Here is a 14,584-nt window from a genome sequence, read left to right on the forward strand (position 1 = left end):
TGCTGTTAATGCTCCCGCGATCCACGGCGCTTCTGACGCCCTGTCCGCAGCCCCCTTGGTGGACCGGATGCTCTGCATCCACTCGGCTTTGGCGCGCCGCCTGCGGCCATGCTCACGGCAGCGGTATAAGTATTCTGAAATCGGTACAACCGGGCCGGCTGTCGCATTCGATGACCCCCATGTGCTGATGCACGAAGGTCTGCGCCAGGGTCAGCCCCAGTCCGCTGCCTCCCTCGCGACCCGACACCAGCGGATAGAAGATTCTTTCCTGGATGTCGGGAGGAATGCCCGGACCGTTATCGATGATATGCAAGTCTAGTGCCAGCCGGTATCTGACCTTGGATAGCGTCACCTGGCGCGAGACGCGCGTGCGCAGAATCAGCTCGCCATCACCGGCACGGATGCGGTCGGCCAGCGCTTGCGCAGCGTTGTGGACGATGTTCAGGACGGCCTGGATCAGTTGCTCCTTGTCGCCCCGGAATTCGGGGATCGACAGGTCATAGTCGCGCTTGATGGTCAGCCCCTGCGGGAATTCGGCCATCACCAGGCTGCGCACGCGTTCGCAGACTTCGTGGATGTTGACGTCGCCCACGATGTGCGGGTGGCGGTGCGGGGCCAGCAGCCGATCCACCAGGGTCTGCAGGCGGTCGGCTTCCTTGATGATGACCTGGGTGTATTCGCGCAATTCCTTGAGGTGGCGCTCGGGCAACTCCAGCTCCAGCAGCTGGGCGGCGCCACGGATACCGCCCAGCGGATTCTTGATCTCGTGGGCCAGGTTGCGGATCAGTTCCTTGTTGGCCTGGCTCTGGTCGAACATGCGCTCTTCGCGGTCCAGCTTGAGTTGCTGGACGTTCTCGCGCAGCTCCAGCAGCACCGGCCAGTCGGTGCTGTCCAGGGGCGTGACGATGGTGTGGACCTGCAGCGGCTCGCGGTTGGCACGCTCCAGCACCAGGTCCAGGCGCTTGTCGGCGAACTGGTGTTCGATGGCTTGGTAGAACAGCGCGGTCAGCTCCTTGCCATTGAGGAAGAGCTCCGAGAGCTTCTGCTGCGAGAGCACCTTGAAGGAGCTCTCCAGCAGGTTCTCGGCGGCGGCATTGGCGTAGACGATGCCGCCATTGGCATCGAGGATGATCACGGCCGAGGCCAGCAGGTCGAGGCCATCGAGGGATGGGAGCGGTGTCTTCATGGGAGGATTCTTGATGCCTGGGGTCATGTCGTCTCGTGCCGGTCTGGCTGCATCTTGCAAAGGCTTGCCGCGGCGGATGTTGTACTGGATCTGTTTTGACTAGCAATTTTCGGGCGCACTGCCCTGCAGCAGGCGGCACGCCGCGCATAAAAAAAGGGGAAGCAAGCTTCCCCTTTTTCTCCGGATGCGGATTCGATTACAGCGAGTAGTACATGTCGAATTCGATCGGGTGCGTGGTCATGCGGAAGCGTTGGACTTCCTGCATCTTCAGCTCGATGTAGGCATCGATCATGCTGTCGGTGAACACGCCGCCACGGGTCAGGAACTCGCGGTCCTTGTCCAGGTGCTCCAGGGCTTCATCCAGCGAAGCACAGACGGTCGGGATCAGCTTGTCTTCTTCCGGCGGCAGGTGGTACAGGTCCTTGGTGGCAGCTTCGCCCGGGTGGATCTTGTTCTGCACGCCATCCAGACCGGCCATCAGCAGGGCCGAGAAGCACAGGTACGGGTTGGCCAGGGGATCCGGGAAACGGGTCTCGATGCGGCGGCCCTTCGGGTTCGCCACGTGCGGGATACGGATCGAAGCGGAACGGTTGCGGGCCGAGTAGGCCAGCTTGACCGGAGCTTCGAAGCCGGGGACCAGACGCTTGTACGAGTTGGTGCCGGGGTTGGTGATCGCGTTCAGGGCCTTGGCGTGCTTGATGATGCCGCCGATGTAGTACAGCGCGAACTCGGACAGGCCGGCATAGCCGTCGCCAGCGAACAGGTTCTTGCCATCCTTCCAGACCGACTGGTGCACGTGCATGCCGGAGCCGTTGTCGCCAACCAGCGGCTTGGGCATGAAGGTTGCGGTCTTGCCGTAGGTGTGGGCGACGTTCCAGATCACGTACTTCAGGGTCTGGGTCCAGTCAGCGCGCTCGACCAGGGTCGAGAACTTGGTGCCCAGTTCGTTCTGGCCAGCGCCAGCGACTTCGTGGTGGTGCACTTCGACGGGGATGCCCAGGGATTCCAGGATCAGGGACATTTCCGAACGCATGTCCTGGAAGCTGTCGACCGGGGGAACCGGGAAGTAGCCGCCCTTGACGGTCGGACGGTGGCCGGAGTTGCCGCCTTCGATCTTGGCGCCGGTGCTCCAGGAAGCTTCTTCGGAGTCGATCTTGACGAAGGAACCGGACATGTCGGCACCCCAACGGACGCCGTCGAAGATGAAGAATTCGGGTTCCGGACCGAAGTAGGCGGTGTCGCCCAGGCCGGAGGACTTCAGGTAGGCTTCAGCGCGCTTGGCGATGGAGCGCGGATCGCGGTCGTAGCCCTTGCCGTCGGACGGCTCGATCACGTCACATTGCATGAAGAGGGTGGTCTCTTCCATGAACGGGTCGATGTTGGCGGTGTTCGGGTCCGGGATCAGCAGCATGTCGGAGGCTTCGATACCCTTCCAGCCGGCGATCGACGAACCGTCGAAGGCGTGACCGGATTCGAACTTGTCGATGTCGAAATGCGAAACAGGCACGGAAACGTGCTGTTCCTTGCCACGGGTGTCAGCGAAACGGAAGTCGACAAACTTGACTTCGTTGTCCTTCACCATCTTCAAAACCTCTGCGGCCGTCCTTGCCATGCGAATCTCCTAAAACGAGGAAGTAGTATAAATTGGGGTGTTGAGCCGTTTTCTGCGACTGGATCTTTGCATTTGATACAACGGTCTTGCGCCGAACTCAGTCGCGGATGATAGCAGATTCCATGCCACCAACCTTTCGGGTGCGCCAATAATGGAAGTTTTTAGGGAGGACGCGCCAGTTGGGGCGCTGCACGCGGTGCAGAGGCACTGCAGATATGCATTATTTTAGTGCAATTTACCAATAATGCACCAATAAAATGCATATCCGTGAATTTGGACATGAATTGCACCACTATAGCGCATGCGCCGTGTTGGGGCAGCCCCGGATGAACTGCCATGCGTGCACCAGCTTGGGAAAATTGCCTAACTGTTTATATTGTTTAAAATCATCTCCCCTGGGTGCACATTGCCTTCACTGGCTTCGTTGCGCTTCAGGGGCTTTCACCGGCATTCCTGCGCTTCCTTGTACGCGCTTCTTTCTTCTTCAGAGGCTTTACCCATGAGCAACGATTCGATTCTCAGCACTGCCACCCAACGCGCGACCGACGGGCAACTGCCCTATGCCGGTGCCGTGACCCCGCAGGAAGCCCTGGCCCTGCTGCAGTCCGATCCCGCCATCAAGCTGGTCGACGTGCGCACCCGCGCCGAGCGTGACTGGGTCGGCGTGGTCCAGATCCCGTCCGGACAGCATCTGGCCGTGCAATGGAATCTCTACCCCGAGGGCAAGCCCAATCCGCAGTTCCTCGAACAACTGCAGGAAGTCGCCCGGCCCGGTGAAGTGCTGCTGTTCCTGTGCCGCTCGGGCGTGCGTTCCAAGCATGCCGCCAAGCTGGCCACGGAAAACGGCTACACGCAGTGCTTCGATATCCTGGAAGGCTTTGAAGGCAACAAGGACGCCAACGGCCACCGCAAGACCATCGAGGGCTGGTGCAAGGCCGGCCTGCCGTGGGCGGGTGCCTGAACGAAGCTGACGGAATCAGGCCTGCAGGCTGCGCGCCTGCAGGGCACTGGCCAGCGACTGCAGCAGCAGGCTGATGGCGGCCTGGCCATCGGCCTCGGCGCGCAGCGCTTCTTCCACGCAATCCAGCAGCGCCACCAATTCCAGCCGGCCCATGGTCAGGGCGGCTCCCTTCATGCGATGTGCGAGCTGCACCATCCTTCCTCTGTCGCCCTGCAGGCTGGCCTGTTCGAGCGCCGCCAGATCGTTGCGGGTGGTTTGCAGGAAGAGCCGGTCCAGATCCTGTCCATATTCCTGTTCAGGCGTCATGGCCTGGCCATCCTCTTCATTGTCGAGATCGCACCAGAGGGCCAGCAGGCGCCGGATGGCCTGGGTCTGCAGGGGCTTGGGAAGCATGCCGTCCATGCCGCTGTCCAGACAGCGCTGCACATGCAGGGCATCGGTTTCGGCGGAAATGCCGATCAGCGGCGTATAAGGACGCTGGCGCTGCGTCTGTTCCAGCTGCCGCACCTGGCGGGCGACTTCCTGACCGGGGATGTCGGGCAGGAAGCAATCCAGCAGCACCAGCCCGTAGGGCCGCGCCCGGATGGCGGCCAATGCGCTGCCGCCATCGGCCACGCAATCGACCTGGCAGCCGAGCCGCTGCAGGCGGTTCTGGATGGCGTAACGAATGGTGACGGAATCATCGACCAGCAGCACGGCCGGTTCACGTTGCCCGGTAGTGGCGCTTTCCCTCTGGTGCGGCATTTACAGCTCCTTGATCTGGTATTCGATCTTGAACAGTTCGTTGTCACTGCGCACGCCCAGCTTGCGGAAGGCCGATTGCTTCTGCCCGCTGATGGTCTTGACGCTGCGTGCGAATTTTTCCGCGATGTCGGTGACCGACATGCCGTCCAGGCAGCAGCGCAGGACCTCCCGTTCGCGTGGCGACAGGCTGGGCATGTCCGACAGCGAGTCCGGCGAGACGTCGGTGCCGCGCGGTCGCCGGCGCGGCGGGCGTACTTCGGGCTGGCTGCGCGTGGCCGCTTCGGCGGCCTGCATGATGGCCAGCTCGCGGGTCATGGTGCTGTTGAGATATTCGCGTCCCCGGCTGATGGTGCGGATGGCCAGGATCAGTTCGGCCAGCTCCTGCGATTTGCTGACGAAACCGCGTGCCCCCGCCTTCATCGCCATGGCCACCGTCGCCGGGCTGCTGTGGGCCGAGGTCACCAGGATCTTGGAACGCGGAAAGCGCACGCGCAAGGCGCGGATCAGGTTGAGACCGTCGATGTCATTGCTGCCCAGCGAATAATCGATCAGCAGCAGATCGGCCGGCGAGGCGCGCAGGGCTGCCATGAGCTCCTTGCTCGTGGCGAACGCGCCGACCACGGTGAAATCCGGCTCCTCGGCCAGACGCTTGGCCAGGCCGTAACGCACCACGGCGTGGTCGTCCAGCAGCGCGATGCGCAACGCCGATGCCAAGGTCCATGTCATGCGCTATCCCCTCGTATTCTGATCATGTGAAGCCGCTGCGGTGCATCATCAGCCCCCCTTCTGATGCAGCCGCTGACGAAGGCGTTATTGTGGTCGAGCGCCGCCTTCCGGCGCATAAGAATCGTCTGAAAAACAGTGACAAATCGCAGAATTTTTATACTTTACCGCGCTTGCGGGAAGCTGACGAAGGCGTCAGCTTTGTAACACCCTGTATGAAGAACAATGCTTGCTGCGCTACAGTGGCGCTCGGCCGCAGCAGCACGGGATCGCGGTGCGGCCAGACCCGCGCATTACACTTTATTACAGCCCGCGTGCAAGTCCATCACCATACTGGCCTGCAGCTGTTCTCCCCAATTTTCGACCTCGCGAGGCTCGTCGATGCAAGCGCCCTTCAAGCAGCTTTTTCCTTCACGTTCAGCCTGGCTGATGCTGGCACTGGTTGCCTGCACCTTGGGGCAGGCCCAGGCGGCTGGGCCGACTTCCACCAGTGCCCCGCTGTCGGAACAGGAGCGCGCCCTGCACGTACTCAACCGGCTCGCCTATGGGCCGCGTCCCGGCGATCTGGAGCAGGTGGAGCGCATGGGCGTAAAACGCTACATCGACCAGCAACTGCATCCAGAGCGCATCCCCCTGCCCGATGATTTGCAGGCGCGCCTGGCGGCGCTGCCGGGGCTGCAGATGACGCCGGCACAGTTGTTCGTCGACTATGGCCCGCCCTCCTTCGACCGCAGCGCCAGCAAGGAAGAGCAGCAGGCCGCGCGCCAGCGCGCGCCGCGCGAACTGACGCCGCAATTCCACATGGCGCGGCTGCTGCAGGCCAGCGAAAGCCCGCGCCAGCTGGAAGAAGTCATGACGGAATTCTGGGCCAATCACTTCAACGTCTTCGAAGGCAAGGAGTGGGTGCGCTACTGGGTGGGCGACTATGAAAAGAACGCCATCCGCCCCTATGCCCTGGGCAACTTCCGCGATCTGCTGGGGGCGGTGGCGCATCATCCGGCGATGCTCTACTACCTCGACAACTGGCTCTCCAGCGGTGCCGGCACGCCCGGTGCGCGCGGCCGCTTCAAGGGGCTCAACGAGAACTATGCACGCGAGCTGATGGAGCTGCATACGCTGGGCGTAAATGGCGGATATCAGCAGGCCGACGTGATCACGCTGGCGCGCATCCTCTCCGGCTGGACCATCGATGTGGACGCCATGAAGGCCGGTGCCTCGCCCTTCCGCTTCGCCGCGCAACGGCATGACAACGGCCCCAAGATCTTCCTCGGCAAACCGCTGCAGGCGAGCGGCTATCAGGAAGGCGAAGCGGCGCTGGACATCCTGGCCAATCATCCGTCGACGGCACGCTTCATCTCGACCCAGTTGGTGGAATACTTCGTCGCCGACCAACCCGATCCGGCGCTGGTGAACAAGCTGGCGCAGAAATTCCTGGCCAGCCATGGCGATATCCGGGCCGTGTTGCAGACCCTGTTCGACAGTCCGCAATTCTGGGCCCGCAGCAATTACCAGACGCAATTCAAGACGCCGTACCAGTTCGTGGTCTCGGCCCTGCGCGCGGGTGATATTCCGGTGCGAAATCCCAAGCCGGTCAATGGCGAACTGGGGCAATTCGGCATGCCGCTGTACGGCTGGCTCACGCCCGAGGGCTACAAGTATTCGCAGGCGGCCTGGCTCAATCCCGGCGCGCTGCTGCGGCGGATCAATCTGGCCGGCAACCTGGCCAGCGGCAAGTCACCGATCGCCCGCGTGGAAGGCGCGCCTGCGCCCTCCAATACGGAGGCGCCGCCGCTGGACGCAGCGGCCTTGCTGCGCACCCTCGGCCCGGCGATCACGCCGGCCACCGCCGCACAGATCAATGCCGCACCTGAGAACCAGCGTGCCGGCCTGGTCCTGGGCAGTCCCGATTTCATGAAACGCTAACCGCTGGAGGCCAGCATGAACCGCCGCCATTTTCTCCGTTATCTGGGCGCTGCCGGCAGCGGCGCCATCCTGGTGCCGATCGGCTTGTCCGGCTGTGCTGTCGTGCCGACCGGTGACCAGACCATCAGCCGCAGCAACCACACACCCGGCAAGGTGGCCTACGGCTCCCCTGCCCCGCGCGCGCATGCCCAGGGTGACGGTGCGCCGCGCATGGTGGTGGTGTTCCTGCGCGGGGCCGTCGATGGCCTCAACGTGGTGGTGCCGCATGGCGATCCGCTGTACTACCAGGCGCGTCCGACCATTGCGGTGGCACGTCCCGGCCAGGCCAACGGCGCGCTGGACCTGACCGGTTACTTCGGTTTGCATCCGGCGCTGCAGCCGCTGATGCCGTACTGGGAAAGCGGGCAGCTGGCCTTCGTGCATGCATCGGGTTCGCCCGATGGCTCGCGCTCGCACTTCGAAGCGCAGGACTATATGGAAACCGGCACACCCGGCCAGCACAGCACGCGCGATGGCTGGCTCAACCGGGTGATGGATTACCTGCCGCCGGCCGAGTCGCCTCTGCAGGCCATCAACGTCGGCAGCGCCACGCCGCGCATCCTGAGCGGCCACAACGTGGCGGCCAATCTGCAGACCGGGCGCGATGCCACGAGTCCGAGCATGATTGACCAGCCGCGCTGGAGCCAGGTCTTCGATCCGCTGTATGGCGGTGATGATGCGCTGGGCAAGGCCTATCGCGATGGCATGGCCGCGCGCAAGCAGCTCATGGCCGAGATCAACAGCCAGGAGCAGCAGATGGCCAACAACGGCGCGCCGCTGCCCAATGGCCTCTCCATGGATACGGCACGCTTGGGCCGGCTGATGCGGCATGATCCGCGCATCCGCCTGGCCTTCCTGGCCGTGGGGGGCTGGGATACGCACATCGGACAAGGCAACGGGACCGGCCAACTGGCTGGACGTCTGTCGCCGCTGGCCACGGGCCTGGCCACGCTGGCGCGTGAACTGGGGCCAGCCTTCAATGACACGGTGATCGTGGTGATGTCCGAATTCGGCCGCACCTTCAAGGAGAACGGCAACGGCGGGACCGATCATGGCCACGGCAATGCGATGTGGCTGATGGGGGGCAATCTGCGCGGCGGCAAGATTTATGGTCAGTGGCCGGGGCTGAATCAGACGGCCTTGAACGAAGGGCGCGATCTGGCGATCACGACCGATTTTCGCGCGGTCTTGTGTGCGCTGTCAGAGCGGCATATGCGCATCCCGGATCAGGCATTGGAGAAAATTTTTCCACAATACACTACGGGGGCAAGAGGGATTTCTGATCTCTTCATCTGATATTTTGCAGAGATCGCAGATACGTCAAACGTGAAAAAACCGCATCGAATCGATGCGGTTTTTCGCTTTTACAGCAGCTGTCCGAGTCATTCAGCCTCGGCAATCCACGCCGCCTGAATGGCTTCCAGAATGCGCTCGCCAGAGCGATTGGGATCATCCTCAAACCCCTCCAGCTCCATCACCCAACGATGCAGGTCGGTAAAGCGGATGGTCTTGGGATCGACCTCGGGAAACTTGTCGTAGAGTTCCTCGGCGATCTGCTGGGTATCAGTCCATTTCATGTCAGTCTCCCCGGTGCCATGGCACCGAACGAAAACCTCGGAAGATCAGTGATTCTCCGAAGCGTGGTTGATGGTGTACTTGGGGATTTCGACGGTCAGGTCGTCTTCGCCCAGCACCACCTGGCAAGACAGGCGGGACGTCGCTTCCAGGCCCCAGGCCATGTCCAGCAGGTCTTCTTCCTTGTCGGTCGGATCACCGAGGGTCTCGAAACCTTCGCGGATGACCACGTGGCAGGTGGTACAGGCGCAGGACTTTTCGCAGGCGTGCTCGATGTCGATGTCGCTGTCCAGCAGTGCATCGCACAGGGTCTTGCCGGCGGGGGCATCGATCACCGAGCCTTCAGGGCAAAGGACCGGATGGGGGAGGATGACGATCTGGGGCATGGTGGCTCTCGTGTCTTGTCTATCGTGTCTACAGTATTCGGGGTGACGACATCGCTTACGCGACTTCGTCCAGTTTCTTGCCGGCCAGCGCGGCGTGCACGCTGCGGTCCATGCGCCGTGCGGCGAATTCTTCCGTGCCATGCGCCAGCGCATCCACCGCCGCCTTGATGGCGAGGTGATCCGCACCTTGCGCGGCGGCCGTCACGGCGTCGATCTGCGCTTCGATGGCCACGCGCTCGGCTTCCGACAGCAGCGCGGCATCGGCCTGCAGGGCCGAACGGGTGGCCAGGACGATGCGCTCGGCTTCGACCTGTTCTTCGCGCAGGGCGCGGCGTTGCATGTCTTCATCGGCCGAGCTGAAGGATTCCTGCAGCATGCGGGCGATTTCATCGTCACCCAGGCCATACGAAGGCTTGACGGTGATGGAGGCTTCCACCCCCGAAGTCATCTCGCGCGCCGACACCGCCAGCAAGCCATCGGCATCGACCTGGTAGGTCACGCGGATGCGCGCCGCACCGGCGGCCATCGGCGGAATGCCGCGCAGCTCGAAGCGGGCCAGTGAACGGCAGTCGGCCACCAGCTCGCGCTCGCCCTGCACCACGTGGATCGCCATGGCGGTCTGGCCATCCTTGAAGGTGGTGAATTCCTGGGCGCGGGCACAGGGGATGGTGGAATTGCGCGGGATGACCTTCTCGGCCAGGCCACCCATGGTCTCGATGCCCAGCGACAGCGGGATCACGTCCAGCAGCAGCCAGTCGTCACCCGGCGCACGGTTGCCGGCCAGCAGATTGGCCTGCACGGCCGCACCCAGCGCCACCACCTTGTCGGGGTCGATGTTGGACAGCGGATTGGTCTTGAAGAACTCGCCCACCGCGCGGCGGATGTGCGGCATGCGGGTAGCACCGCCGACCAGCACCACGCCATCCACGTCTTCCACCGTCAGGCTGGCATCGCGCAGGGCCTTGCGGACCGGGGCCATGGTCTTGGCGACCAGGTGCTGGGTGATCTCGTTGAATTGTGCGGCGGTAATCGACAGGTGCACTTCTTCGCCGGACTTGAGCACGGCATCGATCTGCACTTCATCCTTGGTGGAGAGCAGCTCCTTGACTTCGCGCGCCTTGACCATCAGGAGGCGCGTGTCTTCATCCGACAGCGGCTGCAGTTGCGCCTCGTGGCTGATCCAGCAGAACAGGCGATGATCGAAATCATCCCCGCCCAAGGCCGAATCGCCGCCTGTCGCCAGCACTTCGAAGACGCCGCGCGTGAGCTTGAGGATGGAAATATCGAAGGTACCGCCACCCAGGTCATAGACCGCGAAGATCCCTTCGGAGGCATTGTCCAGGCCGTAGGCGATCGCGGCCGCCGTCGGTTCATTGAGCAGGCGCAGGACATTGAGACCGGCCAGTTGCGCCGCGTCCTTGGTGGCCTGGCGCTGGGCATCGTCGAAGTAGGCGGGCACGGTGATGACGGCACCCACCAGGTCGTCGCCCAGGGCATCTTCAGCGGTCTGGCGCAGCGTGGCCAGGATCTGGGCCGAAACTTCCACCGGGCTCTTCACGCCGGCCACGGTCTTGATCTGCACCATGCCGGGCTGGTCCTGGAAGTCATAGGGCATGTTCTCGGCGTGGGCGATGTCCTTGAGGCCACGGCCCATGAAGCGCTTGACCGAGACGATGGTATTGCGCGGATCAATGGTCTGCGCGGCCTGCGCCTTGTAGCCGATGTTGGCATGGCCGTTGGGCAGGTAGCGCACGATCGAGGGCAGCAGCACGCGGCCGTCATCATCGGCCAGGACTTCGGGAATGCTGTTGCGTACGGTCGCCACCAGCGAATTGGTGGTGCCCAGGTCGATGCCGACGGCCAGACGACGCTGGTGTGGCGCGGTGGACATGCCCGGTTCGGAAATCTGCAGTAAAGCCATAAGGTGTGGACTCGTCGTGGAGCGTTGGGGCGAAGTGACTCGCCGTTATTCGGGTAAGGCCATCCGGATGCCCAGGCCGATGAAGGCACAGCCTGCCAGGCGATTCAGATGAACGGAAGCGGAAGCGCGACGGCGGAAGACCGCACCGACGGCACCGGAAAAGAGCGCGATGGCGCTGAAGATGACGAAGGCCTGAACAATGAACACCAGCGCCAATATCAGCATCTGCAGGGCTTCATGACCAGCCTCGCGCTGCACGAACTGCGGCAGGAAAGCGATGAAGAACAGCGTCACCTTCGGGTTGAGCATATTGGCCAGCACGCTCTGCCAATAGATGCGGCGCAGCGGGACCGCAGCAGCGCCCTGCCCGTCTGCCGACATCGCGATGCCGCTGGAAGCCGAACGCAACGTGCGCACACCCAGATAGGCCAGATAGGCGGCACCCGCGTATTGCAGCGCGTGGTAGGCCGGCGGGTAAGCCTTGATGAGGGCGGCAAAGCCCAGCACGGCCAGCAGGGTATGGAAGATCAGTCCCGAACAGAACCCGGCAGCAGCCACCAGCCCGGCCTTGCGCCCTTGGGCGATGCCGCGCGTGAGCACGTAGATGTTGTCCGGACCCGGTGCCAGGGTCAGCGTCATCGCGGCCAGCAGGAACAGGAACAGATCGGGCATCATGGGTCTCCGGTCAGCCTTCGATCAGGGCGAAGGCATCGCCGATCTCGGCCCCGAACTTGTCGAGGAACATCAGTTGGCGCACCAGCTTGCCGGCACCGGCGTAGTCACCCGCATCCAGCAGCGCTTCGATGCGCGCGATCTCGGCTTTCTTCTCGGTCAGCAGTTCGGTGTTGAGCTGTTCCAGGGCATCGATGTCCTTGCCGGCCTTGGCGTCGTCAAGCGTCTCGCGCCATTCCATCTGCTGCATCAGGAAAGCGGGGGCCATGGCGGTGTTGGATTCGGTCTGCAGGTCTACGCCGTGCAGTTCGCACAGGTAGCGGGCGCGCTTCAACGGGTTCTTCAGCGTCTGGTAAGCCTCGTTGGCACGTGTGGCCCACTGCATGGCCACGCGCTTTTCGGCATCGCTGGCGTGTGCGAACTTGTCAGGATGCGCCTGGCCCTGCACGCTGTGGAAAGCCTGCTCCAGCGCCTTCTGGTCGATGGCGAAACGTTGCGGCAGCTGGAACAGATCGAAGTGGTTTTGCATGGCTGAAAAATAAAAAGCCTGTCGGACTGCAACAGGCTTGGCACATCAGGGACGGCGGACGGTGACCAGGTCGGCCCCGCAGGGAGCAATCACGAGGCTGTCACAGGGCTATCACGGTCCGGCTAAGCACTGGGGCCGCCTGCACCACAAAGCCGGTACGACGGCATCGACAAGAAACTGAAGATCCAGGTCAGATGCGGAAGCTTTCGCCGCAGCCACATTCATCCTTGACGTTCGGATTCTGGAACTTGAATCCTTCGTTCAGTCCCTCCCGGGCGAAGTCCAGCTCGGTACCATCGATGTAGGGCAGGCTCTTGGGATCGACGAAGACGCGCACGCCATGCGACTCGAAGACGGTGTCTTCGGACGATTGTTCATCCACATACTCCAGCTTGTAGGCCAGGCCGGAGCAGCCGGTGGTGCGCACACCCAGGCGCAGGCCGATGCCCTTGCCACGGCGCTCCATGTAGCGGCTGATGTGTTTTGCTGCCTTCTCTGTCAACGTGATTGCCATGATGCTTGCCTTACGAAATCGAAAACGGCCTTGCTGTCCTGCCCGTCAAGCCGCTCAGGCGGCTTGCTGCTGTTCGCCGTGCTTGGCCTTGTAGTCCTGCACGGCAGCCTTGATGGCGTCTTCGGCCAGGATCGAGCAGTGGATCTTCACCGGCGGCAGGGCCAGTTCTTCGGCGATCTGGGTGTTCTTGATGGACAGGGCTTCGTCCAGGGTCTTGCCCTTGACCCATTCGGTCACCAGCGAAGACGAAGCGATGGCCGAACCGCAGCCGTAGGTCTTGAACTTGGCATCCTGGATGACGCCATCCGCGCCCACCTTGATCTGCAGCTTCATCACGTCGCCGCAGGCCGGCGCGCCGACCATGCCGGTGCCTACGGTGTCGTCGCCCTTTTCGAAGGCGCCGACGTTGCGGGGGTTTTCATAGTGGTCGAGTACTTTTTCGGAATAAGACATGTTCTTTGCTCCCTAGATGATGGTTTCGGCCATCGCCCCTGCCCTGCTGCGGCTGCTGGCGATGGCTGGCAGAATCCTGGTTTAGTGGGCCGCCCACTGGATGGTGGACAGGTCCACGCCGTCCTTGTACATGTCCCACAGCGGGGACAGCTCGCGCAGCTTGCCGACCTTGCTCTTGATCAGCTGGATGGTGAAATCGATATCTTCCTCGGTGGTGAAGCGGCCGATGGTGAAGCGGATCGAGCTGTGCGCCAGTTCGTCGCTGCGGCCCAGGGCGCGCAGCACGTAGGACGGCTCCAGGCTGGCCGAGGTGCAGGCCGAACCGGACGAAACGGCGATGTCCTTGATGGCCATGATCAGCGATTCACCTTCCACGTAGTTGAAGCTCACGTTCAGGTTGTGCGGCACGCGATGATCCATGTCGCCGTTGATGTAGGTCTCTTCGATCTCTTGCAGGCCCTTGGCCAAGCGATCGCGCAGCGCGCGGATGCGGGACAGTTCGCTGTCCATTTCTTCACGCGCCAGGCGGAAGGCTTCACCCATGCCCACGATCTGGTGGGTAGCCAGGGTGCCCGAACGCAGGCCGCGCTCGTGGCCACCGCCGTGCATCTGTGCTTCGATGCGCACGCGCGGCTTGCGGCGCACATACAGCGCACCGATACCCTTGGGGCCGTAGCTCTTGTGAGCCGAGAAGCTCATCAGGTCGACCTTCCAGTTTTCCAGGTCGATCTTGACCTTGCCGGTCGCCTGGGCGGCGTCGCTGTGGAAGATGATGCCCTTGGAGCGGCAGAACTCGCCGATTTCCGGCACCGGCTGGATCACGCCGATTTCATTGTTCACCAGCATGACCGACACCAGGATGGTATCCGGACGCACGGCGGCAGCGATCTGCTCGACCGTGACCAGGCCATTGTCCTGGGGCTGCAGGTAGGTGGCTTCGAAGCCCACGCGTTCCAGCTCGCGGAAGGTATCCAGCACCGCCTTGTGCTCGGTCTTGACGGTGATGATGTGCTTGCCCTTGGACTTGTAGAACTGCGCCGCGCCCTTGATGGCCAGGTTGTTGCTCTCGGTGGCACCGGAGGTCCAGATGATCTCGCGCGAATCCGCGTTGACCAGCTTGGCCACTTCTTCACGCGCCTCTTCCACGGCCTTCTCTGCGGTCCAGCCATACATGTGGCTGCGCGAAGCGGGGTTGCCGAACTGCTCGCGCAGGTAGGGAATCATCTTGTCGGCCACGCGCGGATCGACCGGGGTGGTCGCCGAGTAGTCCATGTAGATCGGGAAGTGCGGAGCCTTGATGGTCTCCAGCAGGCTTTTTTCCAGGGGTGCGTTCATAAGGTCCTTGC

General features: G+C 62.8%; 15 protein-coding genes. 3 read left to right on the forward strand and 12 right to left on the reverse strand.

The window, feature by feature from the left end; genetic code table 11:
- Positions 1-112: 112 nt before the first annotated feature.
- Both glnL and glnA read right to left on the reverse strand, forming a co-directional pair.
- The gene (glnL, locus tag ACWFUC_RS21675) at positions 113-1,186 is read right to left on the reverse strand and encodes a nitrogen regulation protein NR(II) (protein WP_034331333.1); all 1,074 of its coding nucleotides are present in this window, start codon (positions 1,184-1,186) and stop codon (positions 113-115) included.
- A 196-nt stretch (positions 1,187-1,382) separates the two neighbouring features.
- Positions 1,383-2,798 carry a type I glutamate--ammonia ligase gene (gene glnA, locus ACWFUC_RS21680; RefSeq protein WP_034331334.1) on the reverse strand — a complete coding sequence of 472 codons (1,416 nt, stop codon included), beginning with the start codon at positions 2,796-2,798 and terminating at the stop codon, positions 1,383-1,385.
- Positions 2,799-3,297: 499 nt separating this feature from the next.
- On the opposite strand from glnA, the gene ACWFUC_RS21685 reads away from it, so the two are divergent.
- Complete coding sequence (locus ACWFUC_RS21685) at positions 3,298-3,759, forward strand: rhodanese-like domain-containing protein (protein ID WP_204725676.1); 462 nt, start codon at positions 3,298-3,300, stop codon at positions 3,757-3,759.
- 15 nt (positions 3,760-3,774) lie between these two features.
- On the opposite strand, the gene ACWFUC_RS21690 is transcribed toward ACWFUC_RS21685, so the two are convergent.
- Together ACWFUC_RS21690 and ACWFUC_RS21695 are read right to left on the reverse strand one after the other, a co-directional pair.
- Entirely contained in the window at positions 3,775-4,503 is a 729-nt protein-coding gene (locus ACWFUC_RS21690) for a response regulator (protein WP_121042121.1), read from the reverse strand.
- Positions 4,504-5,229: a response regulator transcription factor gene (locus tag ACWFUC_RS21695; RefSeq protein WP_134136105.1), complete on the reverse strand. Its 726-nt coding sequence runs from the start codon at positions 5,227-5,229 to the stop codon at positions 4,504-4,506. It lies immediately after the preceding gene.
- A 426-nt stretch (positions 5,230-5,655) separates the two neighbouring features.
- Between ACWFUC_RS21695 and ACWFUC_RS21700 the strand changes: the two genes are divergently transcribed.
- On the forward strand, positions 5,656-7,149 hold the full coding sequence (locus tag ACWFUC_RS21700) for a DUF1800 domain-containing protein (protein WP_489623248.1): 1,494 nt from the start codon (positions 5,656-5,658) through the stop codon (positions 7,147-7,149).
- A 15-nt stretch (positions 7,150-7,164) separates the two neighbouring features.
- Positions 7,165-8,484, forward strand: a complete 1,320-nt coding sequence (locus ACWFUC_RS21705) for a DUF1501 domain-containing protein (RefSeq protein WP_489623249.1) — start codon at positions 7,165-7,167, stop codon at positions 8,482-8,484.
- Positions 8,485-8,570: 86 nt separating this feature from the next.
- Here the strand turns inward: ACWFUC_RS21705 and iscX are convergent, their stop codons facing one another.
- The 8 genes from iscX to ACWFUC_RS21745 form a co-directional block, all read right to left on the reverse strand.
- A complete protein-coding gene (iscX, locus tag ACWFUC_RS21710; RefSeq protein ID WP_034331339.1) occupies positions 8,571-8,765 on the reverse strand; it encodes a Fe-S cluster assembly protein IscX in 195 nt (64 codons plus the stop codon).
- Between the two features lie 45 nt (positions 8,766-8,810).
- Positions 8,811-9,149: an ISC system 2Fe-2S type ferredoxin gene (gene fdx, locus ACWFUC_RS21715; protein ID WP_088756995.1), complete on the reverse strand. Its 339-nt coding sequence runs from the start codon at positions 9,147-9,149 to the stop codon at positions 8,811-8,813.
- Between the two features lie 55 nt (positions 9,150-9,204).
- Complete coding sequence (hscA, locus tag ACWFUC_RS21720) at positions 9,205-11,070, reverse strand: Fe-S protein assembly chaperone HscA (protein ID WP_343726095.1); 1,866 nt, start codon at positions 11,068-11,070, stop codon at positions 9,205-9,207.
- Positions 11,071-11,115: 45 nt separating this feature from the next.
- On the reverse strand, positions 11,116-11,742 hold the full coding sequence (locus tag ACWFUC_RS21725; RefSeq protein WP_121042131.1) for a LysE family translocator: 627 nt from the start codon (positions 11,740-11,742) through the stop codon (positions 11,116-11,118).
- Positions 11,743-11,755: 13 nt separating this feature from the next.
- The gene (gene hscB / locus ACWFUC_RS21730; RefSeq protein WP_134136110.1) at positions 11,756-12,271 is read right to left on the reverse strand and encodes a Fe-S protein assembly co-chaperone HscB; all 516 of its coding nucleotides are present in this window, start codon (positions 12,269-12,271) and stop codon (positions 11,756-11,758) included.
- A gap of 190 nt (positions 12,272-12,461) precedes the next feature.
- Positions 12,462-12,785, reverse strand: coding sequence for an iron-sulfur cluster assembly protein IscA (iscA, locus tag ACWFUC_RS21735; RefSeq protein ID WP_006712826.1), 324 nt, complete (start codon positions 12,783-12,785; stop codon positions 12,462-12,464).
- A 54-nt stretch (positions 12,786-12,839) separates the two neighbouring features.
- On the reverse strand, positions 12,840-13,238 hold the full coding sequence (iscU, locus tag ACWFUC_RS21740) for a Fe-S cluster assembly scaffold IscU (RefSeq protein ID WP_034331342.1): 399 nt from the start codon (positions 13,236-13,238) through the stop codon (positions 12,840-12,842).
- Between the two features lie 81 nt (positions 13,239-13,319).
- On the reverse strand, positions 13,320-14,573 hold the full coding sequence (locus ACWFUC_RS21745; RefSeq protein WP_489623250.1) for an IscS subfamily cysteine desulfurase: 1,254 nt from the start codon (positions 14,571-14,573) through the stop codon (positions 13,320-13,322).
- Positions 14,574-14,584 lie beyond the last annotated feature (11 nt).

The organism is Herbaspirillum sp. Her4, assembly GCF_057961335.1.

What these genes read in the sequence shown, in the direction of transcription:
- ACWFUC_RS21700 (WP_489623248.1), top strand. Translation starts at nt 5,656, where the DNA reads ATGCTGGCACTGGTTGCCTGCACCTTGGGGCAGGCCCAGGCGGCTGGG.
- glnA (WP_034331334.1), bottom strand. Translation starts at nt 2,798, where the DNA reads ATGGCAAGGACGGCCGCAGAGGTTTTGAAGATGGTGAAGGACAACGAA.
- ACWFUC_RS21685 (WP_204725676.1), top strand. Translation starts at nt 3,298, where the DNA reads ATGAGCAACGATTCGATTCTCAGCACTGCCACCCAACGCGCGACCGAC.
- glnL (WP_034331333.1), bottom strand. Translation starts at nt 1,186, where the DNA reads ATGAAGACACCGCTCCCATCCCTCGATGGCCTCGACCTGCTGGCCTCG.
- iscA (WP_006712826.1), bottom strand. Translation starts at nt 12,785, where the DNA reads ATGGCAATCACGTTGACAGAGAAGGCAGCAAAACACATCAGCCGCTAC.
- fdx (WP_088756995.1), bottom strand. Translation starts at nt 9,149, where the DNA reads ATGCCCCAGATCGTCATCCTCCCCCATCCGGTCCTTTGCCCTGAAGGC.
- ACWFUC_RS21705 (WP_489623249.1), top strand. Translation starts at nt 7,165, where the DNA reads ATGAACCGCCGCCATTTTCTCCGTTATCTGGGCGCTGCCGGCAGCGGC.
- ACWFUC_RS21695 (WP_134136105.1), bottom strand. Translation starts at nt 5,229, where the DNA reads ATGACATGGACCTTGGCATCGGCGTTGCGCATCGCGCTGCTGGACGAC.
- hscA (WP_343726095.1), bottom strand. Translation starts at nt 11,070, where the DNA reads ATGGCTTTACTGCAGATTTCCGAACCGGGCATGTCCACCGCGCCACAC.
- iscX (WP_034331339.1), bottom strand. Translation starts at nt 8,765, where the DNA reads ATGAAATGGACTGATACCCAGCAGATCGCCGAGGAACTCTACGACAAG.
- iscU (WP_034331342.1), bottom strand. Translation starts at nt 13,238, where the DNA reads ATGTCTTATTCCGAAAAAGTACTCGACCACTATGAAAACCCCCGCAAC.
- ACWFUC_RS21690 (WP_121042121.1), bottom strand. Translation starts at nt 4,503, where the DNA reads ATGCCGCACCAGAGGGAAAGCGCCACTACCGGGCAACGTGAACCGGCC.
- hscB (WP_134136110.1), bottom strand. Translation starts at nt 12,271, where the DNA reads ATGCAAAACCACTTCGATCTGTTCCAGCTGCCGCAACGTTTCGCCATC.
- ACWFUC_RS21725 (WP_121042131.1), bottom strand. Translation starts at nt 11,742, where the DNA reads ATGCCCGATCTGTTCCTGTTCCTGCTGGCCGCGATGACGCTGACCCTG.
- ACWFUC_RS21745 (WP_489623250.1), bottom strand. Translation starts at nt 14,573, where the DNA reads ATGAACGCACCCCTGGAAAAAAGCCTGCTGGAGACCATCAAGGCTCCG.